Source organism: Rubrobacter tropicus (assembly GCF_011492945.1).
Classification (GTDB): domain Bacteria; phylum Actinomycetota; class Rubrobacteria; order Rubrobacterales; family Rubrobacteraceae; genus Rubrobacter_D; species Rubrobacter_D tropicus.
Genome location: NZ_CP045119.1, coordinates 3,718,745 through 3,744,280, shown reverse-complemented (window position 1 = coordinate 3,744,280; position 25,536 = coordinate 3,718,745). Strand labels below are relative to the sequence as shown.

Here is a 25,536-nt window from a genome sequence, read left to right as displayed (position 1 = left end):
AAGGAGGGTACCGATGAGAATCAAAGATCACAATGGGGACAACGTCACCCATGGCCGGGCCGTAGCCAACGGGGTTCGACTGCACTACATGACTGCCGGGTCCGGGGACCCCGTGTTCCTTTTGCACGGTGTCCCGAAGACCTCCTACCACTGGCGGCACGTGATCCCGCTGCTCACGCCCCACTACACGGTCATCGCGCCGGACCTCCGAGGTCTCGGGGACTCCCAGCACCCCACCTCGGGCTACGACATGCGCAACATGGCGGAGGACATCGCCCAGCTCGCGACCGAATTGGGGTACGAGCGGTTCCGGCTCGTCGGGGAGGATTGGGGGGCGTCGACCGCCTACCAGGTGGCCGCGCAGTACCCGGAGCGGGTCGAGCAGCTCGTCTACCAGGAGATGATCTTGCCGGGCTACGGGCTCGAGGACTACTCGTTCCTTACGCCGGAGAACGTGCGGACGTACGTCTGGCTGTGGCACATCAACTTCTACTCCGTGCCCGACTTCCCAGAGCTCCTTATCACGGGCAAGGAGCGGGAGTACTTCTCGTACTTCATCAAGCACGAGACCCACGACCCGAGCGCGATCACCCCCGACGCCCTCGACGAATACATCCGCTGCTACTCCTCGCCCGGGGGCCTGCGCTGCATGTTCGAGATCTACCGGGCGACGCTCGAAGACGCCGATCAGAACCGGGAGGCCGCGAAGACGAAGCTGAAGATGCCCGTGCTCGCCGTCGGCGGCAAGGACTTTATCGGCGAAGACAACGAGCGGCAGATGAGGGAGGTGGCCGAGGATGTGCGCGGGGTGGTCCTCCCCTGGGGGCACCAGCTCGCAGAGGAATGTCCTGAGGAGCTGGCCCAGGTATACCTCGACTTCTTCCGTGAGGGGTCCGGCGCATGAGCGAACAGGAAAACGGGGGGCGGCTCTTCTTCGACGAACATCAGTGGGCGACGGTAGAGGCGGCGATGGCGCGGATCATCCCCACTGACGACCAACCCGGCGCTAGGGAGGCCGGGACCGCAGAGTTCCTCGACCGCTACCTCTCCGGCATAGATTACGTCTACGCCAAGCCCGACGGCAGCGGATTCGAGAAGCTAGAAGGCAAGCGCGCAGGGGCATGGAGGCAACGCATAGACGCCCTGCGCGGGAAGTACGCGGAGGGGATCGAAGAACTGGACCGCAGGAGCCGGGCTCGGTTCGACAGAGACTTCGTGGAGCTCTCAGAGGATCAGCAGGACGAGGCGCTGGCCGAGATGGAGCGCCCCGAGCAGCAGAAGGATCTGGAACAGGCGCAGGTGGCCACCGGCTACGGGGCGCCGCCGGAGCCGGCGATGCAGCAGACGAGCACCGAGATCGAGCTCGACTTCTTCCCACTGCTGGCGTTGCACACCCGTCAGGGCTTCTACTCGGACCCCGTCTACGGCGGCAACAGAGACCGGGTGGGCTGGAGGCTGATCGGGTTCGAGGGCCCGGAGTCGCTGGCCGAGACGCACGCGGGTCGCTACACGACGCGGCCCTTCTTCGCGGAGGAACAGATCGACTGGAAGAAGGAAAACGGTCATGGCTCGTAAGCCCAAGCCGGAGAAGGTGGACGTCTGCATCATCGGGGCGGGCGCCTCGGGCGGGACCGCCGCGAAGGTCCTGACCGAGAGCGGCGTAAACGTCGTGGCCCTCGAAAGGGGACCCTACCGCAAGAAGGAGAGCTTCGGCGGCGACGAGCTCGCCAACGTGAACCGCTACAATCTGTGGCCCGACCCGATCCTCAACCCGCGCACCTACCGCGGGTCGAACGACGAAGAGCCGCGCGAGGAACTCTTCTGCCCAGTCCCCCAGATGGTCGGCGGCGGGACAGTCCACTGGCAGGGTTGGCTGCCGCGCTTCACTGAGAACGACTTCCGGCTCAAGACCGTCGCGGGCGAGGTGCCGGGCACGACGCTCGTCGACTGGCCCATCTCCTACGAGGATCTGGAGCCGTACTACACGAAGGTCGAGTGGGCCTTCGGCGTATCAGGGCAGGCCGGCGCGAACAAGTACGAGTCACCGCGCAGCAAGGGCTACCCAACCCCGCCGATGCCGACGACCAACTACGCCCGGAAGTTCCACGAGGGCTGCAACGAACTCGGCTACGACTCGTTCCCGACGCCTATGGCGGCGCTCTCCGAACCCTACAACGGCCGGCCGGCAACGGCCCTGAGCGCCTTCGCGCAGCAGCACGGCGACCCGACCGGGACCCGCTCCAGCGCCCTCTCGGTCTGGGTGCCCCAGGCGCTGGTGACCGGCCGCTACGACCTGCGTCCGGACTGCTACGTGCACGAGATCACGACCGACGAGCACGGCCGGGCGAAGAGCGCCATCTACCAGGACGCGGACGGGGACTTCATCGAGCAGGAGGCGGCCGTCTTCATGCTCGGCTGCGGCGCGGTGGAGTCGGCGCGGCTGCTCCTGCTCTCGCGGTCCGGGCGCTTCCCCAACGGCCTGGCGAACGGGAGCGATCTGGTCGGGCGCAACGCGACCTTCCACGAGTACAGCGCCGCGGTCGGGGTGTTCGACGACCCGATCCACGCCTGGGCCGGCGGCGGATACGTCGCCGCGAGCTCCTTCGAGTTCTACGAGCACGACGACTCCCGCGGCTTCGTGGGAGGCAGCCACATCGCCGCGGCGGGCGTCGGTATACCGCTGCCGATCAACTGGAGTTTGCCCGACCGTCCGGCGTGGGGCGCCGAGGCCAAGCGGATGGACCGCGAATACTACGACCACAGCTTCGCCGTCGGCATGGTGCTCCACGACATGCCCCAGCACGATAACCGGGTAGAGCTCGACGACACAGTCGAGGACGCCTGGGGTCTGCCCGTCGCGCGCATCACGCTCAATCCGCACGAGAACGACCTGGCTATGGGCCGCTGGGTCATAGACCGCAACGCGGAGATCCTGGACGCTGCAGGGGCGACGAAGACGTACCGCGTCTACCCCGAACGCGTGACCGGCAACTGCTCGCACCAGCACAGCACCACGCGCATGGGCGACGACCCGGACACCTCGGTCCTGAACAGGTACTGCCAGGCGCACGAGGTGGACAACCTGTTCGTCGTGGACGGCGGCCCGTTCCCGACCGCGACCGGCGCCAACCCGACGCTCACCATCATGGCGAACGCCTGGCGGGTCGCCGAGCACGTCGTCCGCCAGCGCGGGTCCGGAAGGGCGACAACCACCGCGGGAAAGGGGGCATAGCACTATGAAGCTCGCATACCACACGAACACCTGGGGCGGGGTGGTAGGGCACCCTGCCGGCGTCACCAGCGTTAAGGACCTCTACTACCTGGCAAACGGCTCTACCGAGGAGGCATTGCGCGACGTCTCCGCGGCCGGTTACGAAGGCGTCGAGCTCTTCGACGGGAACCTCGTGCAGTACGCGGGGCGCGAGGAGGAGTTGCGCGCGCCGATGGAAGAACTCGGCCTGCAACTGGTCGCTGTCTACTCCGGGGCGAACTTTATATACCCGGATGTCCTGGAGGATGAGTTGAGTCGTATCCGGGGCGCGGCCCGGCTCGCGGCTGGTCTCGGCGCCGAACACCTAGTCGTCGGCGGCGGGGCGGTCCGTGCCTCCGGCACCCGCGAAGAGGACTACCGGCTCCTGGGTGAAGGGCTCGAAAAAGTGGTCTCTATCGCGGACGAGGCCGGTCTGATCGCGAGCTTCCACCCGCACCTCGGTACCTGCGTGGAGTCGCCGGAGCAGATCGCCAAGACCTTCGAGCATACCGGCGTCAACTTCTGCCCTGACACCGCGCACCTCGAGGCCGGCGGCGGCGACCCGGCGGAGCTCATAAGGACCCACGGGGACCGCATCAAGTACGTGCATCTCAAGGACTACGCTGACGGCGACTTCCTGCCGCTCGGGGAGGGAGGCCTGGATTTCGGGCGGATCATGCGCGCCCTGGACGATGTCGGGTACGACGGTTGGATCACCGTCGAGCTCGACGCCTACGACGATCCGAAAGAAGGGGCGCGCATAAGCAAGAAGTTCCTCGACGAGGTGACGGCGTGAGTCGCGTATTTTCGAGAGGACCGGTAATGGAACGGAGGCGGTAGCCGTGCAGGGTTTTGATTTCTACGGCGGCAACGATGGCAGGCGGTTCCAAGGGACGGGGTACTTCCGGCTCGAGCAGGCGAACGACCGGTGGTGGATGGTCGACCCCGACGGCGGCGCTTTCGTGACCGTCGGGCTGAACCACGCCGACGAGTCGAACCTCAAGTACCCGCACAACGCGGACGTCTGGAGGAAGAAGTACGGTTCCAGGGAGAAGTGGATTCGGGAAGGCGTCGTAAAGGACCTGAAGGATTGGGGCTTCAACACCATCGGGTGGACTCAGGAGTACATAAGCGGCGACTGGGGCGTCGCGCTCGACTGGTTCGGGGATCCCATCGACCTCGGCCACTCTTCGACGGGTTGGAGCGCCCGGGACTTCGAGGCCGCGAACATGCCGTACGTTCTTCAGCTTCGCGTTCAAGAGATAGAGGACTGGAACGGGAGGCCGTCCTTCCGGGACGTCTACTCGAACGACTTCGACGTCTACTGCGAGTATCTCGCGAGGAATGTCTGCTTCGACCATGCCGAGAGCAGCAACCTCATCGGCTACTTTCTCGTCGATATCCCGGCCTGGTTGCCCCATGCGAGCGGCGAAGACTTCGAGCAGCTCAAGGGGCTCGACGAAGCGGCGCGCAACGAGAAGCTCTTCGACGTCGCCACGAAGTACTACGAGACGATAACGAAGCACATCAAACGGTACGACCCGAACCACCTGATCCTCGGAGACCGCTACAACGGCAACAAGGGCATACCTAGTTCGGTTTTGCGCGCCATGAACCCGTTCGTCGACGTGCTGTCGGTGCAGTACTTCACGGAGCCCAACGAGGGGTCGCGCCGCCAGATGCGCGACGACCTCGCGCGCTGGCACGAGGAGGCCGGCAAGCCCGTCATCATCGCGGACATCGGCAACTGGACCCCGACGGAGATGAACCCCCACCGGGTCAGCGGGATCGAGGACCAGCGGGGCAGGGCCCAGGACTACGTCGAGGCCATCAGCGCGGTTATCCGGGAGCCCTGGTTCCTCGGCTGGCACTGGTGCGCCTACGTGGAGAACAAAGGGCGCGGGTGGGGGATCAAGGACCCGTGGGACGAACCGTACCGGGATTTCACCGACCCCGTGAAAGAGTTCAACAAGAGCGTCTACGAAAGAGTAGACGAACGAACCTAGGGCACCACGAAGGAGGAAAAAGTGAGCAAGAACAAGGGATACGCGGCCGGGGTGATGATCCTGGCTATAGCGATGGTGTTGGCGGCGTGCGGCGGCTCGGGTTCCGGGGGAGGCCAGGGGAGCGCCGAGCAGTTGCCCAGGGCGCAGAAGGCGCTTGACAACCTGGAGGGGAAGGTCCTCAGCACCGGCCCCTACGGCGAGAAGCCGACCCCAGCCGACGAGATAAAGTTGTCCGACGCGGAGCTCGAAGAGATCAAGGGGATGAACGCCACTGCGGCCATCGTGATGCACTACGGCGGCGACGACTGGAGCCGGGCTCAGATCGACGCCCTCCAGACCCGGTTCGGGGAGATGGGCATCGAGGTCATCTCCACCACGGACGCGGACTTCGACCCCGGCAAGCAGGTCTCGGACATAGAGACCGTGCTCGCCGAGAACCCGGACATCATAGTCTCTATCCCGACCGACCCGGTCGCGACCGCCGACGCCTACAGGAAGGCGAGGGAGCAGGGTGTCGAGCTCGTCTTTATGGACAACGTCCCTGATGGCTTCGAGCAGGGCAAGGACTACACCAGCGTCGTGTCGGCTGACAACTACGGCAACGGCGTTGCCGCGGCGCACCTCATGGCCTCGAACATAGGGGGCGAGGGCAAGGTCGGCGCCATCTTCCACGCAGCGGACTTCTTCGTCACGCAGCAGCGCTACGAGGCCTTCCAGAAGACCATAAAGGAGGAATACCCGGACATCGAGATCGTCGCCGACCAGGGCATCGCCGGCCCGGACTTCGCGGGCCAGGCCGAGGAGGCCGCCTCCGCCATGCTGACGAAGAACGCGGACCTCGACGGCATCTGGGCCGTGTGGGACGTGCCGGCCGAGGGCGTGCTCGCCGCCGCCCGCAACTCCGGCCGCACCGACCTGAACGTCACCACGATAGACCTGGGAACCACCATGGCGATAGAGCTCGCCTCCGGCGGGATCGTCAAGGGCCTGGGCTCCCAGCGACCTTACGAGCAGGGTGTTGCCGAGGCGAACCTGGCCGGGTACGCGCTCCTGGACAAGGAGGCACCCCCCTACGTGGCGCTTCCCGCCCTGCCCGTGACCGGCGAGAACGTACTGGACGCCTGGAAAGAGGTCTACAACCAGGAGCCGCCGGAGCAGGTCAAGGAAGCCGCCGCCGAGTAGGCCGGCCATAGGGGGGCGGCAGGTACGTTCTGCCGCCCCACACCACATCGTCGAACAAAGGAAAAGGTCGTGACGGTGAGTCGAGAAGGGTTGGCGGTAGAGCTCAAGGGCATCGTCAAGGCGTTCGGCGGCAACGCCGTGCTACACGGCGTGGACTTCGAGCTTCGCAAGGGCGAGGTCCACGCGCTGATGGGCGGCAACGGCGCCGGTAAATCGACGTTGATGAAGATCCTGGAGGGCGTCCACGCGCCGGATGGGGGAGAGGTGAAGGTGGATGACGCGCCGGTCCAGATCCGGTCTCCCCAGGAGGCTCAGGAGAACGGGATCGCGATGATCTTCCAGGAGTTCAGCCTGATACCGACTCTCAGCGTGGCAGAGAACATCTTCCTGAACAGCGAGCCGCGGAGCAAAGGCGGGCTCCTGGACGACCGGGAGAGCCGCCGCCGCACCCGCGAGATCTTCGCCGAGATGGGGGAGGACGTAGACCCCGGCGCCATCGTGGGCAACATGCCCACCGGATACTGGCAACTAACCGAGATCGCCAAGGCGCTCTCGCGGGAGGCCCAGATCCTCATCATGGACGAGCCGACCTCCTCGCTCACCAAGACCGAGTCGGAGGCGCTCTTCGCCCTCATCAAGAAGTTCAAGGAGAGCGGCATCTCCATCGTCTACATCTCCCACCGCATGGAAGAGGTATTTCAAGTGGCCGATCGGGTAACGGTGCTGCGCAACGGCCGCAACGTCGTCACCGACGACGTCTCCAACCTGACGCTAGAGGAGGTCATAGACCACATCGTCGGCGAGAAGATGGAGGCGGCATTCGAGTGGCGGGAGCGCGAGGTCGACCAGACCGAGACCCCCTTGCTGGAGGTGAGAAATCTCTCCGCCGCGGGACGCTTCCGGGACGTGAGCTTCAGGTTGTACCCGGGCGAGATCCTGGGCCTCGCCGGCCTCATGGGGAGCGGCAGGACGGAGATAGCCCGCGCCCTGTTCGGGGTAGACAAGGTGGACGGCGGCGAGATCCTGGTGCGTGGCCGCCCGGTGAGCATCCGCGGCGTCCGGGACGCGATGGACGCGGGCATCTCCCTGATCCCCGAGGACCGTCGCCTGCAGGGGCTCGTCTTGGACCACTCCCTGAAGGACAATTTGCTCCTGCCGTTGCTCGCGCGCCTGCAGCGCGGCGGGGTGGTCGACGACCGGAGCGGGGAGCGGACGGCGCGGTCTTTCGTCGAGAGGTTGCGGATCAAGGTCGGCTCCATCTTCGAGCCCATCTGGCGGCTCTCCGGCGGTAACCAGCAGAAGGTCGTCATCGCCAAGTGGCTGGCGGCCGAACCGGAGGTGCTCGTCATGGACGAGCCGACGGCCGGGGTGGACATAGCGGCGAAGACCGAGATCCTGGACATCGCCCGCGGCCTGGCCGACTCGGGCAAGGGGATCATCGTGATCTCTTCGGAGCTTATCGAGCTGTTGGCCGTTAGCGACCGGATTCTGGTCCTCCAGGACGGCACCGTAAAGCAGGTGCTAAAGCGGAGGGATGTGGAGTCCGAGGAGGAGTTACATCATGCAGTCCAGAGCGCCTGAAGGCGAGACGAACAGCACCGAGACCACCAAGAGCGGGCCGCGCTTCGATTGGCGCCAGTACGTCGTGTTCATAGCCTTCGTTGTGGTCTTCGTCCTCTTCGGTGTGACCCTTTACGACTCGGGTTTCTTGAGCCTGAACAACCTGCTCAACATAGTCCGCCAGAGCGCGATCATCGCGGTCATGGCGGTGGCGATGACCTTCGTCATCTCGGCCGCCGAGATAGACCTCTCCGTCGGGTCCGTGGCGGGGCTGGCCTCCGTGACCAGCGCCCTGGCCGTCTCCGAGTACGGCCTCCTCGCGGGCATAGCGGTGGGCCTCCTGACGGGGCTCGTCGTCGGCACGGTCAACGGCGCGCTGGTCGCCGCTGTGCAGATACCTTCGTTCCTCGTCACCCTGGGGATGCTGGGGATAGCGGTGGGCACGGCACGCTGGATCACGGATTCCGCCCCCGTACCCGTGCTCGACGACGCCTTCAACTTCATCTTCGGCTCCGGGCAGGTAGGTCCGATCCCGTCGCTCCTGATCTGGATGGGCGTGGCCTTCGTTGCGGGGCACGTCATCCTGCGGAAGACCGCCTACGGCCGAAGGGTGCTCGCCACGGGCGGCAACGAATCGGCGGCCCGCTTCAGCGGCGTGAGCACGCGCATGATTAAGTTCTACGTGCTACTCGCGTCGAGCACCGTCGCGGCGCTCGCCGGGATGCTCTACGCCGGGCGCCTGCAGTCCGGGCGCTACCAGTGGGGCGAGGGTGACGAGCTCTCCGTGATAGCCGCCGTGATCCTGGGCGGCACCAGCCTCTTCGGCGGCTACGGCACCGTCGTCGGGTCGGTCCTCGGGGCGCTCCTGGTCGGCCTCATCAACAACGGCCTCACCCTCATGGGCCTGGAGTTCAGCCAGCAGCAGATAGTGCGCGGGGCGATCATCATCCTCGCCGTCGCCCTGGCTCGCAAGAGCGTACGCTAACCGGAACACGAGAAAGGAGGCTCGGTGCCACGACTGGTCACCCTGTTTTCGGAACAATGTGCGTGCCTTTGGAAGAGTCGGCCCCGCTCGCGAAGGAGACGGGGCACGACGGCCTGGAGTTCGCCTGCTGGGGCGCCGAGGGGGTCTGCGGCGTTCGTAAGAGACATGGCCTTCGAGCCGTCGGCGACGGCATTCGACGCGGCGCTCGGGAGGTAGTAGCTTGAAAAAACTCAAGATGGGGATGGTCGGCGGGGGATCGGACGCATTCATCGGAGCCGTGCACCGGAGCGCAGCGGTTCTGGATGGCAGGACAGAGTTTACCGCCGGCGCCCTCTCCTCGACACGGGAGAAGGCCATAGACTCTGGCCGCGCGTTGGGTCTTCCAGACGGGCGCAACTACGGCTCCTGGGAGGAGATGCTCGAGGGCGAGCTCTCGCTCCCCGATGAGGAGCGGATCGACTTCGTGAGCGTCGTGACGCCAAACTTCGTCCACTTCCCGGTCGCCCACGCCTTCGTCGAGTCCGGATTCAACGTGGTTTGCGACAAGCCGATGGTGCTCGACTCAGGGCAGGCGCGGAGCCTCGTGAACGCGGTCGAGGAGGCGGGCGTCGTCTTCGCCGTCACGTACAACTACAGCGGCTACCCCATGGTCAAGCAGGCCCGGCACATGGTTCGGGAGGGGCACCTCGGAGAGGTCCGCAAGGTCATCGTTGAGTACAGTCAGGGCTGGCTCGCGACCAGCGCAGAGGAGAACGGCAACAAGCAGGCCCAGTGGCGCACCGACCCGGAGCGGTCGGGCGTCGCGGGGGCCGTCGGGGACATCGGCTCGCACGCCGAGAACCTCGCCCACACCGTCACCGGGCTCGAGATGGCGGAGATCTCCGCCGACCTCAACGCCTTCGTTCCGGGGCGCCGCCTCGACGACGACGCGAACCTCTTGATCCGCTACGAGGGCGGCGCCAGGGGCGTCTTGATCTGCTCCCAAATCTCCACCGGGGAAGAGAACAACCTAAGCATCCGCGTCTACGGCTCCGAAGCCGGCCTCGAGTGGCGACAGGAAAACCCGACCGAGCTCCTCCTGAAGCCCGCCGCCGCGCCGGCCCAGGTGCTCAGGCCGGGCAACGATTACCTGTGCGTGGAGGCTAAGAACGCGTCCCGGCTGCCCCCTGGTCACCCGGAGGCCTTCATAGAGGCCTTCGCCAACGTCTACGCGGGCGTCGCCGAGGAAATCCGGGTCAGGAAAGGCGAGCGAGAGCCCGGCGGGGCGGAAAAAGGTTTCCCGACGGTCTACGACGGCGCGCGGGGCGTCCACTTTATCGAGAAGGCTGTCGAGAGCGCCCGCAGCGAGCGGAGGTGGACGGACGCCCGTTGGAGGAACGCAACCAACGGCAACGTCGCCTCGGGCAATGGCGAAAAGCCGAACCGGAGGGTCCAAGGCCACTCAGGGTGACGCCGCGTGCCGAGCAGGATAACTACCATTATCTGGCATAACCGATGAGGCGTAAACGGTTCGCCTATGAGGTTTTGCTCCGGTGTCGTCTCCCGGAGCGATTATCCGGCACGGTTTCGGGACGTTTTTCGGGGTTCGCTGATTGTCGATCCGGCTACCGATCCGAGGATATCCTGACGACGGTCCCGGACTCGACGGACTCGAGGGCGGCGTTGACCTCGTCCATCAAAGGTGCCAGGTCCTCGTAGGCGTTGCTCCTCGCACGCAGCAGCAGGACCGTAAGGTCGAACCCGGAGAGGTTCTGTTGGTGCGGGATGCCCTTGTCCGTGCTCAAAAGGACGTCGAATTCCCGCTCTGCAAGCTTGAGGAACTCGCCGTTAGACTTTCCAACCCAGCCGGCCTCGGCCACGGTCACGACCTCGTGCCCTCCGGTGAAGTCCCGTTTCAGGCGGCGGTCCACGTTCTCGTCCAGTAGTATACGCAACTAGAATGGGTTGGCTGATTCTATAGTCGACCGGCGGTCGTCGTAGCGTCGGCGGCTGAGAGCGTTGTTTCGAGGTAAGCCTCTGCCTGCTCGCGGGAGACGGTCGGGAAGCCTTCCAAGAAGTCGTCCAGGGTGTGGCCCCCCTTGAGGTAGTCGACGAGCGTCTTGACCTCAACCCGGGTGCCGGAGAAGACGAGCTCCCCGCTCATCACTGCCGGATCTCTGGAGACTATCTTCGCTGACCAAGATCCTGACCAAGACTGCGCGGCTATCTACGGCGATCCACGACGCCCGGGTCTCATTGAGGCTCGGGCGTTTCGGTTTTGCGGCGGCCTTTGACGGTGCGTGACGGCCGGCTGCGGGGTCCGTTGGGTGACTCTGAATCACTTAGTCCAGGTTCGAATCCTGGTCCGGCAGCCCCGCTTGGGCCCCATGATATGGAGCTTTCGCTTTTTGGGGCGATCGCTGGACCCCCTGGACCCGTACGGGATCATGGTCGCGATTGTGGTCGAAACCTTGGTCGGTTTCGCCGGAACGAAGTCCTTTTTCGGTTCCCGTTAGACGCTTGCTGGACCACTCCTGAGGGTGCTCGGCGTCTCTGGGACCGCCTACGTGCTACGCCTTCGACGGGCGATTCTCGTTCCCTCTGGGGCGCCCCGGTAACACCGCACCCGGGCCCCGGATCCTTCCGGGGCTTCTCCCCCACGGCCCTTAAACATGAATAGCGTCCACTCGGATGGACAGACATCGGACGAGCTTCTGGAAGACCAGCCGCCGCTCCCGAGTCGGCCGCCTGAGCACAAGTGGTTGACGCTACCTGGTTGTCTTGCGGCTTGAGACATCGCCCGAGCATCGGGGCGAGGCTGACTAAGAGAGGCCGGGCCAACCCTGCGATCAAGCGGGGTCCGAACACGTAGCGCGGCCGTTGGGCCGCGTCGATCCTCTCGTACTCCAGCCCGCCTTTCGTGTGCGACCGCGTCAAAAAGAACTCGAAGCAGTATGCAGAGTTGTGGACGCCCCGCCTGTGCATGCTGCTTGCGTTTCAACGCCATCTCAGATGGAGACTTCTAGTCTTGGGCTTTCGCCTCTCTATCATCCGACCCACGACACCTTCTTGTGCCAGGTACGGCGGGATCGGCCAGACCAATATGTGCCGTTTGGCACACGCGCGGCGAGGCCCAACGGCATACCGTGCCTGCACCCCTTCATTGGTGGGCCGGCTCGCACCTGTGGGGGCCAAGCCAGGGGAGTCGCGTTGCCGGTCCCGTTCATCGCGGAACCCGGGAAGCCGACCGACCGAATTGGGCCGTAAGAAGCGGAGAAGATACGAATTAGAGTTCACGGAGGGAACCCTACCGGACACGGTCTTCGCGTCGCCCCGGACGGGGTCCATACTCACCCTTTCTGCTATTATCGTGCTCTCATCTCTTGCCCGGACAATTTTCGGTGTGGTAGCGTGGCTGGCGTAGCAGGGAGGGGGTAGCGCGTTTGACCGCGCCCGGCGAACAGATCTTCTCTTACAGGTCGTTCTTCGACCACGCGTCCGATGGCATGCTGGTCGTCTCCGTGGACGGGGAGGTGGTAGATGCCAACTCGCGGGTCTGCGGGATGCTCGGCTACACGCGCGAAGAACTTCTGGAGTCGGGGCTTGGTACCGTGACGGATGCCGCCGACTCGCGGTGGAAGGACGTGTTGGCCGGTCGGGTGGCGGAAGACGGGTGCGAGCTTGGGTTCGTGCGCCGGGACGGCGGCGCCTTCAAGGCCCGGGTGACCTTCGCGGGGGGAAAGCCAGACCGGTACGGGGAGATTGGCCTGATCCTCAGGGCATCTGCCCGTGGGGGGAGCGGGGCCGAGCCACAGGAGGCCGCCGCCAGTATCGGCAAGGTGCTCGTCGAGAGCGGGGTGGGCCTCGTTGCGCTCCACGAAGCGGACAACACCATCAGCCACATCAGCCCCCACGTACAACAGGTCCTCGGCTATGGGCGGGACGAACTCGTCGGGATTCCGGTCCTCGACCTCGTACATCCCGAAGACCGCGCGCTCGCTGCCCTGGAGGTACAAAAAGTGGCCGGGGACCTGGCCAGGAGATCTCCGCCGCTGCGCTTCCGGCATAAGGACGGTTCCTGGGTACATCTGGAGAACGCGGCGACCGACTCGCCACACGCCCCGGTCTCCGGCGGCGACGTTGCGCGACACGAACCCGAAGAAGAAGTGTTGCGCCAGAGCGAGCGTCACTACCGAGGGCTGGTCGGCAAGGCCGCCGGGGCACTCGCGCTCATGGAGCCGGACGGAACCCTCAAATACGCCAGCCCCGCCACGGAGGAGATTCTCGGCCACGCTTCCGGCGCTTCCATCGGGCGTAACGCCTTGGATGGTGTGCACCCGGAGGATAGGGATCGGATCAGGGAAGCTCTGAAGGCGGCATCCAAACAGGGCGTTGCGGAAGAGTCTTTCGTGGAGATCCGTATCCGGCACTCGGAAGGATCCTGGCGCCGCTTCGGTGCGACGATCGCGAATACACCAAAGGGGTCCAGCGCCCTGGTTGTGGACCTCAAGGATCTCACAGAGCAGAGGGAGGCCGAGGAGGCGCTGCGTCAGAGCGAGGGACGCTACCGCGCGTTGGTCGAGCAAACCAAGGAGTGGGTCTATCTTGCGGACGCGCGAACCATGCGGATCCTGGAGTCCAACGCGGCCCTGCGCCACGCTCTAGGCTACACTGCCGAGGAACTCAAGCGGTTGACGATCTATGATCTCGTCGCCCACGACCCCGACAGCGTGGAGGAGAACCGACGACGTGTGCTGCAAGAGAAGCGCAGCCACATCGGCGAGAGGCAGTACCGGCGCAAAGACGGCACGCTGGCCGACGTCGAGGTCTACACGGAGATCGTTACCCGCGGGGGCGCGGATGTCCTCTGCGTGGTCGTCAACGACGTTACCGGGCGCAAGCGTACGGAGGAGAACCTCAGGCGCAGCCTAGGCGTGCTGCTCGCCCTGCGGGAAGCCGGTCAGATACTGGGCTCGACCCTGGAGGCCGAGGAGATCGTAACCAGACTGCTGACGATCATGCGCGGCGTCTCCGGACTGACGGCGGCGGTCATAAGCGTCGAGGACGAGCTCGGGCAGCCTCGCATCTGGCGCGAGGTGGGCCTTGAGGGGCTGTGGCGCAGGGCCCGCTACGCCCCGCAGGCCGAGGAGGCCCGGCGCGCGGTGCTGGACGCCGATGAGCATCAACTCTTCCGGTTGCGGGGCCCCCAGGGCTCCGGACAGCTCGTGGGATTGTGCCTGCCGCTGCGGATGAAGGAACGGATCGCCGGGGTGCTCGAGGCTTACGGGCCCGAGTCCCTGGCGAGCGAGGACGCCGTCGAAATCCTGCGCAGCCTTGCCGCCCAGGCCGCCAGCGCGCTCGAGAACGCCAGGCTCTACGGGGAGCTCGCCGAGCGCGAGAGGCGGCTCGCGGACCTGATCGGCCAACTGTTCACCGCCCAGGAGGAGGAGCGGCGCCGTGTGGCCTACGAGGTGCACGACGGCCTCGCACAGGTCGCCGCAGCCGCCCACCAGCACCTCCAGGGCTTCGCCAGGTTCCACCCCCCTGGCTCCGAAGAGGGCCAGGCGTTGCTGTCGCAGGCCCTGGATCTCGTCCAGAGCACGGTGGGTGAAGCGAGGCGGGTGATCGCCAACCTCCGCCCCACCGCCCTCGACGACTTCGGGCTTGGGACGGCGCTGCGTATCGAGGCCGACCGCTTGCGCGCCGAGGGCTACCAGGTCGACTACGAGAGCAACCTCGACGAGGACGAGAGGCTGCCGATGGCCGTCGAGACGGCCCTCTTCCGCGTCGCCCAGGAGGCCCTCACGAACGTCCGCAGGCACGCCCGGTCGCGACGGGTGCGCGTCACGCTCGACCGGCTCGAGGACCGGGCCCGGATGGGCGTCCGAGATTGGGGCCGAGGCTTCGATCCGTCGGTCCCACGGATTGGGGGCGGCCCGGGGGAGAGGATAGGCTTGAACAGCATGCAAGAGCGGATGGCGCTCCTCGGCGGAAGCTTCCTGGTGCGGAGCCGTCACGGAGACGGAACCCTGGTAACGGTCGAAGTTCCGCTACCCACGGAGGGTGCGGACGATGGCGAAGGAGCCCCGGTGGAAGCCGAAGGTGTCGGTCTTCTGGCCGCCGAGCAGGAGGACCTGTGACGGGGGCCGGCTCCTTCGAGGGGGGGCGCCCACGGCGGGCGAGTCGGGAGGGTCTAGATGCGCGGCGTGGGGGTGACGATGCCTGGGTGACCGTGCTGATTCCTGCGCCGGGTGAAGAAGGCGTGTCCGGGTGGTCGATCGGGACACACGATGATCCAACCTCTCCGGAAAGTCGTAGGTAGGCTTGTGGAAACACCCGTAAAAAGAGAGGCCCCGGCCCGGCTCGTCGTCGCCGACGACCACGATTTCGTCCGGTCCGGCATAAAGGTGATGCTCTCCGGCGAGACCGACTTGCGGATCGTGGGCGAGGCGGCCGACGGGCAGGAGGCGCTCGAGATCTGCGGCCGCGAGCGGCCGGACCTCGCCCTCATGGACGTACGCATGCCCCGGATGGACGGGTTGACGGCGACCCGCTCGATAAAGCGCAGCTTCCCGGGGGTCAGCGTGCTCATCCTCACGATGCACGAGAACGAGGATTACCTGCTGGAGGCCGTGAAGGCCGGCGCAGCGGGCTACGTGCTAAAGGATGCCCCGCAAAACGAGCTTGTCACCGCCATTCGCAAGGTGCTCGAAGGGGAGACGACCCTGAACCGCAGGCTCGCCACCGGCCTGCTAAAGCGGCTGGCCAACGATGCCCGCGGCGCCGCCGCCCCGCGCGCCGAGGACGGGCGCGCCGCGCCCGCGCAGCCGCTGACGGCGCGGGAGCTCGAGGTACTCGAGCATGTGGCTCTGGGGCAGACCAACCGCGAGATCGCCGAGGATTTCGTCATAAGCGTGGGCACCGTGAAGAACCACGTCGAGCACATAATCGCCAAGCTGGAGGCCTCTGACCGCACCCAGGCGGTAGTGCGCGCGCTCGAGCTGCGCCTCATCGATTTTCCGCGCCCTTAGCCGCGGCGCCACCCGGTGGCCAACAATGTGCCACCCGGCGGATAGGCAAAGACCCGCTCCTGGCGCATCATTCTCCCACGTGATGGAGAAGCGTTGTGCTGGCTCGAAAGAGTAGGGTGACGGTGGAAACTGCCGCCCCGACGGTGGCCGTCCTGGGTGAGGACTCCATCGTCGGCAACGCCTTGGAGTTGTTGCTCTGCGGCTCGGGGTACGACGCGAGGTTCGAGGCACTACGCACCTTCGACGCCGGACGAACCCTTCGGGGGGTCCGCCTCGTGTTGCTGGCGCCCGGCCTTGACGAGTGGGACCGGGGCGCCGTCCTATCCTCGGTCGAGGCGGCGTGCCGCGAAGGCGGCCTCCCCATCCTGGAGCTCGTGTCCGCCACCATCTCCCGGCCCGGAAGGGGGCGTGTCCTCATCCCTTGGCCCTGCCGTACGAAGGACCTGGAGCGCGAGATAGACAACGCCCTTCTCCGCGAGCAGGCAGCTTCGGGGCGGCGGCAACCGTCCCAGGCCACAAGAATCGTAAACGGTCGAGATCACCGTACGTCACCGTACTCGCAAGAGAACGAGTGACCGGCCACAGCGGAGGCGCGCTTTGCGGCGGTCGTTCAGCAGTCGGTGGAAGAGAGGCGCAGCCCCGCCATCCGGGAGAAGGGGTTTACCGAAGCAGCGTACCTGCGAGACCCGACGCCCCGAGTCGCCTCCGCCTGCACCCGGCGCGCTCGTAAGAAGCGGTCGGGAACCAGGTCTGTATCCCCCGGTTTAGCCGGCGAACGCGTCGCCGTTCGCCGGCTGCCCGTTGAGCTTGCACTTCTCCTCGGCCTCGTCGACGATCTGCAGCAGCGCGTCCAGAGTCGGGTTGGTTCGCTCGAAACTGCGTCCACCAAAGCTCACGACCGTTGGCCGGGAGGGGTCCGTAGGCAACTCTATCCAGGTGATCACGCTCCCTGGCCTCGTGGTGCCCGGGATGCTGGATATAACCACCTGCGGGTCGAAGCGGGCCATCTCGTCGTCCAGACTGGAGGGCACGGTCGTGGAGACCCGGGCGCCGGGACGCAAGGCCTGAACCCCGGCCGCTAGCACCTCTCGGTAGGCGCGGAACTCATCTTCCAGGACGACCAATACCTTCATCTCTGCCGACCTTCTACTCACGACAGCCCAAAAGTACCAACACACCGGCAAGGACGCGCGTGCCATTCGGCATATTGGCGACCTGGCGTCCGGAATTATCCGCCGGCTTTTTCCGGGTGCTCATCGGCGGGCCGAACGCGCCGCTGGAAGAGTGTTCAGGCGCGTGTCGAGTAACTCCCGGCCCGAATATGTGCCAGGTGGCCCATGCGTGGGCTTCGGACCTTTAATAGTTTTGGTCTTGCGTCAACGTGCTCAGGATAAGAGGCACGGTGAAAGCCGCAAAAAGCAAGATAGGGGTAGGCGGAAAGGGTCCCGTCGGGTCGCGCAAAGAAAATCGGAGGCAGCTATGGTAGAGAACACCCGTTTCGCACGCTTGAAGGCCGTCCATTTGGCGGGGCTCTTTCTTGCGTCCACTCTGTTGCTACTTTGGAGCACGGCCGCATATGCCCAGTCGCGGGAGGGCCAGTACGGATCGCCCACAGATACCGTGGACCACGCGAGCCGGGTCTCCGGCACGTTGAGCGTCTTGCCCGACACCGGGGGGCCCTTGATCCTGTTCGTCGGTGCCGCCCTGATCGTGACGGGCACCGGCATAGCCCTCGTCCGTCGCCGCGCGGGGTATAGGTAAAGACTACAGGTATCTTACCGGAGCTTGCCGGTAGCCTCCGGGGCGGCGGCCCGCCGCGCCCGGCCTCCGCAGAAACGAGGGGTATGCGAAAGACGGCATCGATGGATTCCGCTGTCGTGGCGGCCGAAGACCAGGTCTTCAGCGATATCGGGGGCGAGGTGGCGATCCTGGACCTGAAGGGAGGCACCTACTACGGGCTAGACGCCGTGGGGGTTCGGATCTGGAATCTCGTTCAGAGACCGAGGAAGATCGTAGAGGTCCGAGACGAACTGCTCGCCGAGTACGAGGTCGATGCAAAGCGTTGCGAGCGAGATCTGCTCGACTTTATCTCTGCCCTCGAGAGCGAGGGGCTCGTCGAGGTTACCCATCCATAAGGTCGGCCGGTTGTTGAGCCTCCCTGCGGCCGAACGAAGGCTGCTGGTAAAGGCGACGATCTTGCTCATGGTCACGAAGTTCTGTCTCTGGTTGTTGCCGTTCGCCCTCGTGCGACGGCTTTCGGGCGGCCTGGTGCGGGCGCCGTTCCGGGTCAGGGATGAGGAGTACCCTCCGGGAAAGGTCGTGTGGGCCGTAGAGACGGCGGGACGTGGCATTTCCCGGTTCAGTACCTGCCTTACCCTGGCCCTGACAAGCCAGGTGCTGCTCGGTCGTAGGGGCCATCCGGCCCTGGTGCTGATCGGCGTCGTGGGGGGCGGAGGGTCTGATCTGGAGGCACACGCCTGGGTCCAGAGCGGGGGCAAGGTGCTCGTCGGAGGGACCGGGATCGAAAGGTACACGATCCTTGCGACCCTGGAGGCGAACTGACGCTAGCCTCCCGGATGTTGGCCCCAAATGTGCCATGTGGCCGGTGCGCCCCGGTCCCCGGGAAAATACAGTGGACGATGTAATGCTAGGCGATCTTCGGGAAGGAGGTGGACCATGAAGAAGGCTTACACCACACCAAGCCTCACGGTGCACGGTTCTGTCGAAAAGATAACCCTGGCTCCGAACGGCGACCCGCCCTTCGGCGGGCCGGGACCCCCGGGCTGCAACCCGTCGGACGGCTGCGTTGCACCGGGGCTCGGCTCTCAGGTCGGTAATACCGGCAACAACCCGCAGAACAGGCCGTGATCGCGGCCTCTCGGCCGGCGCCTTCGGCGCCAGGCTGACCGTGGTCCCCCGCAAGCTCTTGAAAGGGTCACCCTTCGCGCCCTGCGGGGGGCTTATACGTAGGAGGACCAAGCACGTACGCGTATAATGCATATGGGTTGGGAATTCGTTCCCCGTTTCCCCTACCGGGCCTCGTACCCGGGAGGGAACGGCCGACGTGCTCGTGCACCGGGGCGCTTGGCCGACCTACCGGCGCGCGCGGTGGAGGAAGGATACTCTGGCACGGCCGCCAGGGAGGCTTATCTTTACTGGGCGGGCGTTGGGGCTTTTCTCGTGCGGGACGGGCGCGAGATAGTAGTCGATCCCGCCCCGGAGGCCGGGGAGCGCGTGTACCGAAACTTCGTCTCCGGTCCCGTTCTGTCCGTGCTTCTCCAGCAGCGGGGTTTCCTCATCCTGCACGCCAGCGCGGTCTCGGTTTGCGGGATGGCCGTCGCCTTCTTGGGGCCCAAGGGTTGGGGCAAGTCCACGACGGCCGCCGCCCTGCACGCCAGGGGCCACCCGCTCGTGGCGGACGATGTGACGGCCGTGAGGACGGACGAAACGGGGCCGCCCGTAGTGAGCCCCGGAGCCCCGCAGCTCAAGCTGTGGCCGGAGGCCGTGGCGTCGCTGGGCGAAGATCCCGACGATCTGCCGCGCCTGCACCCGGACTTCCAGAAACGCACCCGCCCGGCCATGGCGGGTTTCGTGCCATCGTCCCTACCGCTCGGGCGGGTCTACCTCCTCGGCGTGCTCGGGGATGGGGAAGGGGGGGCGAGGATCGATCCCCTCGGGCCGCAGCAGGCGCTGGTAGAGTCGGTGCGCCACACCTTCGGCTCCGAGGCACTCATAGCCGTCGGCGGGTCGCCGCACTTCTTCCAGTGCGCCAACGTCGTGAACAACGTCACCTTCGGACATCTGAGGCGGCCCCGGAGCCTGGCCGAACTCTCCGAGGTGGCCCGCCTGATCGAGGAAGACCTTGAGCGCCCGCACTCAAGCTGACAGTCCCGAGTTGGAACTTCTGCTCCTGTGCGCGGGGGTTCGCGCGACCGCAGGGGCGACCGGACGCATCGAGACCCTGCTCGGCGGGGATCTCAACTGGGACCGGCTGCTTCGCGCGGCCTACGGACACGGGGTGGCGCCGCTCCTGCACTCGCGTCTCGGCGGCTTCTCGCAGGCCATGCCTCCCGAAGTGCTGGAACGGCTGCGCGCCCACTTTGGCGTGGCCCGCGCGCGTAACCTCTACCTCGCTGGGGAGCTGCTCAAGCTGCTGGGCGTCCTGGAGGGACACGGTATTACCGCCCTGCCGTACAAGGGGCCGGTTCTCGCGGTGTCGGCGTACGGCGACCTGTCGTTGAGGGAGTTCGGGGATCTGGACGTCCTTGTCCGCAGGCGGGACGCCCTCGGGGCTAAGAGGGCGTTGGCGGCGCTCGGATACCGCCCGTGGTCGACGCTCGACCCGGCGCAAGAAGCAGCCCTCCTGCGCTACGAGCGCGAATACCCCCTTACGAGGGAGAACGGCACCGTGGTGGAGCTGCATTGGACCGTCGCCCCAGCCGCCGTCTCGTTCATGCTCGATTGCGAAGAAATGTGGGGACGCGCCGTCCGGGCGCCCTTCGGCGGGCCGGGCGTGCGCACCCTATCCCCGGAGGACACGCTCCTGGTGCTGTGCGTCCACGGGACGGCCCACCTGTGGGAGCGTCTGTGCTGGATCCGGGACGTCGCCGGCCTTCTCGAGTGCCCCACCGGACTCGACCACGAGCTCCTCCTGGCGCGAGCCCGTGCCTCGAACGCGAAGAGGGCGCTCCTCCTCGGCCTCTCTCTCGCCTCGGACCTCCTGGGCGCGGAGCTTCCCGGAAACATCCGGCGCGCAGCGGATGCCGACGGGAAAGTGAGAGTGCTGGCCGCGAGGGCGCACGATCGCCTGCACGAAAGCCTCCTCGCGTCCGCGGTGCGAGAGGGCGGCACCGAGGGTTCCGAACGTCGGGCGTTTCAGTCTTCGGCCCTGGATCGTCACCGGGACAGGCTGCGTTACCGTATCCGCAGGATCACGGCGCCGGGCCCCGCGGACTGGGAAGCCGTGCCGCTCCCCGAAAAGCTGGTGCCCCTGTACCCCCTGATCCGTCCGATTCGCCTGGCGGCCCGGCAGGGGCTCCGGTTGATGGAGCGCCGGGCGTGATCTCGAAGGTGCCGGCCAGGCTGCTCGAGCGCTGGAGGGAGAACGCCCCCCGCGCCTACGTGACGACCCTACTCGAGATGATGTCCTGGAGGGTGGCGCTGGCGCTGGCGCTGATGCTCTTCAGGAGCGCCAGCCAGGCGGCGCAACTGTTGTTGCTCATCCCGCTCATGCAGCTCGTCGGGCTGGACGTGCAGAAGGGGCCCTTGGGCTGGCTCTCCGGCGCGATCCGGTCCGCTTTCGGCATGGTCGGTCTGCAGACCACTCCCGCGGCCGTGCTTGGCGCCTTCGTCCTCCTTACGACGGCCGTGGCGCTCGTGAGCAGGTGGCAGTCCACCTCCAACTTCTGGCTCCAGCAAGAGTTCGTGGCCCGTCTGCGACGTCGTCTGTACAGCTCCATAGCAGACGCCGACTGGCTCACCTTCTCGCGCAGTCGTTCCTCGGACTTTACCCACGCGCTCACCACCGAGCTAGACCGGGTCGGCGCGGCCACCGCCTACCTCCTGCAGCTACTGACCGGCCTCGTGCTGGTGCCCGTGTACGTCGTGCTGGCCGTGAAGATCTCGGTTTCGATGACCGGCCTGGTCTTTCTCTGCGGCGCCGCCCTCTTGCTCTTGCTCCGCAAAAAGACCCGGGCCTCACGCCGGATCGGGGAGGAGATGTCCCAGGCCACGAGCGACCTGTACTCCGCCGCGATAGAGCACCTCGGCGCCATGAAGACGGTCAAGAGCTACGGCGCGGAGGTGCGCAGCGCCAGCATTTTCTCGGCGCTCACGGAGAGAACTATGGGAACCTACCTGGCCGGCAACCGCAACTATGCCGACGCGGCCTTCTGGTTCAGCGTGGGTTCCGCGTCCATCCTGAGCGCCATCCTGCTGGTCTCGCTGGAGCTGCTCGAGCTACCGGCCGCGAGCCTCCTGTTCCTGCTCGTCCTCTTCAACCGGATGATCCCGCTCTTCGGCGGCATCCAGGGGAGCCTGCAGTCTTTTATGGGCGCGGTTCCGGCCTTCGCCAGAACGGCCGACATGCGCCGGCGCCTACGGGCCGCCGCCGAAGCCCGCCCGGACGCCCCGGCTGCGGTGGAGCTTCGGGACGCCCTGAAGCTCGAAGGTGTCTGCTTCGGCTACGAAGACGGGCGTAGGACGCTGCGGGACCTCGACCTTACCGTGGAGGCCGGGAGCACGGCCGCCCTCGTGGGCCCCTCCGGCGCCGGCAAGAGCACGGTGGCCGACCTCGTATCTGGCCTCCTGGCGCCGACGGAAGGGGCGGTGCTGGTGGACGGTAGACCGCTCGTGGGTGGAGCGCGGGGCTCCTGGCGCGACCGCATCGGCTACGTAGCCCAGGAGACCTTCTTGTTCAACGACACCGTGCGCTCCAACCTCCTGTGGGCCCGTCCGGACGCCAACGAAGAGGAGCTCGTCGGGGCGCTCGATCAGGCTGCCGCCCGGAAGTTCGTTGCGGGTCTGCCGGACGGCCTGGAGACGAGGCTTGGGGACCGGGGGGTACGGCTCTCTGGCGGCGAGCGCCAGCGCCTGGCCCTCGCCCGCGCCCTGCTGCGCCGTCCCTCTTTGCTGATCCTCGACGAGGCGACCAGCGCCCTCGACTCCGAGAACGAGCGGCGTGTACTGGACGCCGTGGAGGGGCTCCGCGGTCGGCTGACGATACTCCTTATAACCCACCGCCTCTCGGCGGCGAGGTTCGCGGACGTCGTCCACGTGCTGGAGAATGGCGAGCTGGTCGAGTCCGGCGAGCCCGACGCGCTCCTCGCCGGAGACGGTGGACGCTTCGCCGCCTTTTGCGAGGCGCAAGGTATTCGCGCACCCGGTTCCCTCGACGCCCTGCGACGCCCGCCGGTCTGAAGGCAACGGCCAACCCGCGCGGGCGGTCACAGCGGGCGGTCTCAACATATGCCATGTGGCCCTTGTACGTCAAACCCTTCCTACCTATCCTCTTCGCAAAGATGGGCGTAAGGGGAGGCGAATTGCGGGATGCGCCGCGTGCACAGACCAAACCGGAGGTTCCTATGAGCGCAATCCAGTCGCATCTCGGTGCCAGGCTCTCGGGGTGCGCGTTCGCGATCCTCACGATGCTCGTCCTCGCCGCGTCGGCGCAAGCGCAGTCGCGGGAGGGCCAGTACGGATCGCCCACCGATACCATGGACCACGCGAGCCGGGTCTCCGGCACGTTGAGCGTCTTGCCCGACACCGGGGGGCCCTTGATCCTGTTCGTCGGTGCCGCCCTGATCGTGACGGGCACCGGCATAGCCCTCGTCCGTCGCTGCGCGGGGCGCGGCTAGGGCACGTCCGGAGGGCGCCGGTATGTTCGGGATCGGTATCGTGGAACCCAGGGGCTCTTCAAACCGCCTCCTCGCGGCGTTCAGGAGGAGCACGCAGGCGTCCAAGAACCAGGAGAGGCTGTACCCTACCGTAGCCCTCGTCGTGACCGTGCTGCTCGCCGCGTGGATGGGCGACGCGAACGGTGGTTACTTTGTGGGGAACTGGGCGCCCTGCGCGTTTGTCGTGGCGACGGTGGCGTTCCTCGTGGCGGCGGTGGCGCCCTTCGGCGGCGCCAGGCTCCGGTGGGGCGTCCTCGCGCTCGCGCTCTTTGTCGCCTACACGGCCTGGACGCTGGCCTCCGTGCTGTGGTCGCCCAACAAGGGCGACGCCTGGCTCGGCGCGGGACAGACGTACCTCTACTTGCTCGTCTTCCTGACGACGGTGGCGCTCGTCGCCCTTGGGGCGTCCCGGCGGTGGGTCCTCGCCGCCTCCGTGCTCGGACCGGCCGCCGTCGCCGCCCTCACCCTGCTGGCGCTTCCGTCCCGGACCGACGCCTCCTTCTTCAACGATCGGCTGGTCGGCACCGTGGGCTACTACAATGGCGAGGCCGCCTTCCTGCTGGTTTCGTTGTGGGTCGCCGTCTACCTCGGCGGCTCCCGGCGGGTAAATCCGGTGCTGCGCGGCGCGGTCCTCGCCGGCGCGGTCCTTGGCCTGAACCTGGCCGTCCTCACCCAGTCGCGCGGGGCGATGGTGGCACTCGCCGCCTCATTGCCGGTCTACTTTTTGCTCTCCGGGCAGCGCCTGCGCGGGCTGCTCGCCCTCGCCCCGGTGGCGGGCGTGCTCTACCTCGCATTCCCGGGCCTGAACGCGGTGTACGTGGTGTCTTCGAACGGAGGGAGCACCCCGGCGGCGCTCGACGCGGCGCTCCCGGCCGTCTGGTTGGGCGCCGCGGGCGTGGGGCTCTACGGCCTCATCTGGGGCCTCATCGACGTGCGGTGGAGGCCCCCGGCTGCGGCCAAGCGGGTCGTCGGCGGGCTCGTGCTGGCCGGGTGCCTCGTGGCGCTCACGGTCGGGGCTACCGTCTTTGTCGAACGCTTTGGGGAGCCCGTGAGCGTGGCAGAGCAAAAGTGGGAGGCGTTCAGGACCAACGACACCGCTGGCGAGGACCAGAGCCGCTATCTGAGCATCTCCGGCACAGGACGCTACACCCTGTGGCAGGTGGCGTGGGAAGACTTCTCCGGGCGTCCCGTCCTCGGCGTCGGCACGCAGAATTGGGAGGCCACTTACTATCAGGAGCGGGAGCGGGCGAGCGGTTTCGCGCGCCAGCCGCACTCCCTGCCATTGGAGGTGCTGGCCGAGCGCGGTATCGTAGGCGGCGTCCTCTTCTTCGGCTTTCTGGGCGTATGCGTGGTCGCCGGCCTGTGGCAGCGGTTCAAGAACTTCCACTCGGAGGGCAAGGCGCAGGTCGGGGCCCTGACGGCCGCGGTGGCCTACTGGTTCGTCCACTCGGGCGCCGAGTGGTTCTGGCAGATTCCCGCCGTGACCCTGCCTGCCATCGTCTACCTGGCAATGTTGGTGGCGCCCTGGAAGTTGGAACTCGCGCCGCACCCGCTCCGGTGGCCGCTGCGCGCGGGCGGGGTCGGCATCGCGGCCCTGGCGGTGCTCGTCGTCGCGCCGCTGTACGCGGCGGACGTTCAGCTCTCCCGCAGTTACGCGGCCGGAAGCCTCGAGACAAAACTCGCGGCCGTGCAGCGCGCACAGGAATACGACCCGCTGGATTCCCGACTGCCCCAGAGAGAGGCGGAGCTGGCCTCCCGCATGGGTGCCGCCGAGGGGGCGGAGGACGCCTACGGGCGGGCGATAGACCTCAACCCCCGTCACTACGCGCCGTACGTCCTGGCCGCCAGGTTCTACGAGAAGCGGGGGCGAGAAGACAAAGCACGCGAGTACTACCAAGAAGCGGCCGCACGCAACCCGTTCGACGACGACCTCAAAAGACACGTGGGGCGTCGAGTCGACGGAGGGTCCGTGGGCGGAGAGTCGGTGGTCGACAACTAGGTGATCGCGAGCCTCCCGGCGATCCCGTCCGCGCGTCACCGCCAGAGACGGGCCACCCGGCATCCCCCGGGGTAACCAGGCACAAGATATGCCGGGTGGCCCATGCCGAATTTCCCAGCGTTTCATAGTATCGCCCCAAGATCGGGTTTC

The 25,536-nt window shown here is 66.5% G+C and carries 24 protein-coding genes; 21 read left to right on the top strand and 3 right to left on the bottom strand.

All coding sequences use genetic code 11. The features are described 5' to 3' along the window. Nucleotides 1-13 precede the first annotated feature (13 nt). The 9 genes from GBA63_RS18685 (at nt 14) to GBA63_RS18640 (ending at nt 10,433) form a co-directional block, all read left to right on the top strand. Complete coding sequence (locus GBA63_RS18685; RefSeq protein ID WP_166178534.1) at nt 14-904, top strand: alpha/beta fold hydrolase; 891 nt, start codon at nt 14-16, stop codon at nt 902-904. Continuing rightward, entirely contained in the window at nt 901-1,575 is a 675-nt protein-coding gene (locus GBA63_RS18680) for a gluconate 2-dehydrogenase subunit 3 family protein (RefSeq protein WP_166178532.1), read from the top strand. The genes GBA63_RS18685 and GBA63_RS18680 overlap by 4 nt, the downstream gene beginning before the upstream one ends. Beyond that, a complete protein-coding gene (locus tag GBA63_RS18675) occupies nt 1,565-3,232 on the top strand; it encodes a GMC family oxidoreductase (RefSeq protein ID WP_166178530.1) in 1,668 nt (555 codons plus the stop codon). Before GBA63_RS18680 ends, GBA63_RS18675 begins: the two co-directional genes overlap by 11 nt. A gap of 4 nt (nt 3,233-3,236) precedes the next feature. Then, nucleotides 3,237-4,046 carry a sugar phosphate isomerase/epimerase family protein gene (locus GBA63_RS18670; RefSeq protein WP_166178528.1) on the top strand — a complete coding sequence of 270 codons (810 nt, stop codon included), beginning with the start codon at nt 3,237-3,239 and terminating at the stop codon, nt 4,044-4,046. A 46-nt stretch (nt 4,047-4,092) separates the two neighbouring features. Further along, the gene (locus GBA63_RS18665) at nt 4,093-5,256 is read left to right on the top strand and encodes an agarase (protein WP_166178527.1); all 1,164 of its coding nucleotides are present in this window, start codon (nt 4,093-4,095) and stop codon (nt 5,254-5,256) included. A 54-nt stretch (nt 5,257-5,310) separates the two neighbouring features. Continuing rightward, a complete protein-coding gene (locus GBA63_RS18660) occupies nt 5,311-6,438 on the top strand; it encodes a substrate-binding domain-containing protein (RefSeq protein WP_166180397.1) in 1,128 nt (375 codons plus the stop codon). A 75-nt stretch (nt 6,439-6,513) separates the two neighbouring features. Further along, a complete protein-coding gene (locus GBA63_RS18655) occupies nt 6,514-8,019 on the top strand; it encodes a sugar ABC transporter ATP-binding protein (RefSeq protein ID WP_166178525.1) in 1,506 nt (501 codons plus the stop codon). After that, the gene (locus GBA63_RS18650; protein ID WP_166178523.1) at nt 8,000-8,983 is read left to right on the top strand and encodes an ABC transporter permease; all 984 of its coding nucleotides are present in this window, start codon (nt 8,000-8,002) and stop codon (nt 8,981-8,983) included. The genes GBA63_RS18655 and GBA63_RS18650 overlap by 20 nt, the downstream gene beginning before the upstream one ends. 220 nt (nt 8,984-9,203) lie before the next feature. After that, nucleotides 9,204-10,433, top strand: coding sequence for a Gfo/Idh/MocA family protein (locus GBA63_RS18640; protein ID WP_207956910.1), 1,230 nt, complete (start codon nt 9,204-9,206; stop codon nt 10,431-10,433). A 154-nt stretch (nt 10,434-10,587) separates the two neighbouring features. Here the strand turns inward: GBA63_RS18640 and GBA63_RS18635 are convergent, their stop codons facing one another. Both GBA63_RS18635 and GBA63_RS18630 read right to left on the bottom strand, forming a co-directional pair. Then, nucleotides 10,588-10,917 carry a DUF5615 family PIN-like protein gene (locus GBA63_RS18635; protein ID WP_166178521.1) on the bottom strand — a complete coding sequence of 110 codons (330 nt, stop codon included), beginning with the start codon at nt 10,915-10,917 and terminating at the stop codon, nt 10,588-10,590. A 20-nt stretch (nt 10,918-10,937) separates the two neighbouring features. Beyond that, nucleotides 10,938-11,150: a DUF433 domain-containing protein gene (locus tag GBA63_RS18630; RefSeq protein ID WP_266096327.1), complete on the bottom strand. Its 213-nt coding sequence runs from the start codon at nt 11,148-11,150 to the stop codon at nt 10,938-10,940. Between the two features lie 1,255 nt (nt 11,151-12,405). On the opposite strand from GBA63_RS18630, the gene GBA63_RS18625 reads away from it, so the two are divergent. From GBA63_RS18625 to GBA63_RS18615, 3 genes are all read left to right on the top strand, one after another. Further along, nucleotides 12,406-15,102: a PAS domain S-box protein gene (locus GBA63_RS18625; protein ID WP_166178517.1), complete on the top strand. Its 2,697-nt coding sequence runs from the start codon at nt 12,406-12,408 to the stop codon at nt 15,100-15,102. Nucleotides 15,103-15,288: 186 nt separating this feature from the next. Next, on the top strand, nt 15,289-15,993 hold the full coding sequence (locus tag GBA63_RS18620; protein ID WP_228282170.1) for a response regulator transcription factor: 705 nt from the start codon (nt 15,289-15,291) through the stop codon (nt 15,991-15,993). Between the two features lie 116 nt (nt 15,994-16,109). Next, nucleotides 16,110-16,568, top strand: a complete 459-nt coding sequence (locus GBA63_RS18615) for a hypothetical protein (RefSeq protein WP_166178513.1) — start codon at nt 16,110-16,112, stop codon at nt 16,566-16,568. Nucleotides 16,569-16,757: 189 nt separating this feature from the next. Here the strand turns inward: GBA63_RS18615 and GBA63_RS18610 are convergent, their stop codons facing one another. Continuing rightward, complete coding sequence (locus GBA63_RS18610; RefSeq protein ID WP_166178511.1) at nt 16,758-17,126, bottom strand: hypothetical protein; 369 nt, start codon at nt 17,124-17,126, stop codon at nt 16,758-16,760. 346 nt (nt 17,127-17,472) lie between these two features. Here GBA63_RS18610 and GBA63_RS18605 point away from each other — a divergent pair, with 346 nt between their 5' ends. The 9 genes from GBA63_RS18605 to GBA63_RS18565 all read left to right on the top strand — a co-directional run bounded on the left by GBA63_RS18605 (nt 17,473) and on the right by GBA63_RS18565 (nt 25,386). Further along, complete coding sequence (locus GBA63_RS18605) at nt 17,473-17,754, top strand: LPXTG cell wall anchor domain-containing protein (RefSeq protein ID WP_166178509.1); 282 nt, start codon at nt 17,473-17,475, stop codon at nt 17,752-17,754. Nucleotides 17,755-17,855: 101 nt separating this feature from the next. Continuing rightward, on the top strand, nt 17,856-18,128 hold the full coding sequence (locus GBA63_RS18600) for a PqqD family peptide modification chaperone (protein ID WP_207956909.1): 273 nt from the start codon (nt 17,856-17,858) through the stop codon (nt 18,126-18,128). 10 nt (nt 18,129-18,138) lie between these two features. Continuing rightward, nucleotides 18,139-18,555: a lasso peptide biosynthesis B2 protein gene (locus tag GBA63_RS18595; RefSeq protein WP_166178505.1), complete on the top strand. Its 417-nt coding sequence runs from the start codon at nt 18,139-18,141 to the stop codon at nt 18,553-18,555. A gap of 114 nt (nt 18,556-18,669) precedes the next feature. After that, entirely contained in the window at nt 18,670-18,861 is a 192-nt protein-coding gene (locus tag GBA63_RS18590; protein ID WP_166178503.1) for a lasso peptide, read from the top strand. A gap of 240 nt (nt 18,862-19,101) precedes the next feature. After that, on the top strand, nt 19,102-19,878 hold the full coding sequence (locus GBA63_RS18585) for an HPr kinase/phosphorylase (protein ID WP_166178501.1): 777 nt from the start codon (nt 19,102-19,104) through the stop codon (nt 19,876-19,878). A gap of 10 nt (nt 19,879-19,888) precedes the next feature. Next, a complete protein-coding gene (locus GBA63_RS18580; protein WP_166178499.1) occupies nt 19,889-21,055 on the top strand; it encodes a nucleotidyltransferase domain-containing protein in 1,167 nt (388 codons plus the stop codon). Further along, nucleotides 21,052-22,911, top strand: coding sequence for an ABC transporter ATP-binding protein (locus GBA63_RS18575; RefSeq protein WP_166178497.1), 1,860 nt, complete (start codon nt 21,052-21,054; stop codon nt 22,909-22,911). The genes GBA63_RS18580 and GBA63_RS18575 overlap by 4 nt, the downstream gene beginning before the upstream one ends. A 164-nt stretch (nt 22,912-23,075) precedes the next feature. Next, nucleotides 23,076-23,348, top strand: a complete 273-nt coding sequence (locus GBA63_RS18570; RefSeq protein WP_166178495.1) for a hypothetical protein — start codon at nt 23,076-23,078, stop codon at nt 23,346-23,348. A gap of 22 nt (nt 23,349-23,370) precedes the next feature. Next, the gene (locus GBA63_RS18565) at nt 23,371-25,386 is read left to right on the top strand and encodes an O-antigen ligase family protein (RefSeq protein WP_166178493.1); all 2,016 of its coding nucleotides are present in this window, start codon (nt 23,371-23,373) and stop codon (nt 25,384-25,386) included. The last annotated feature ends 150 nt before the right edge of the window (nt 25,387-25,536 follow it).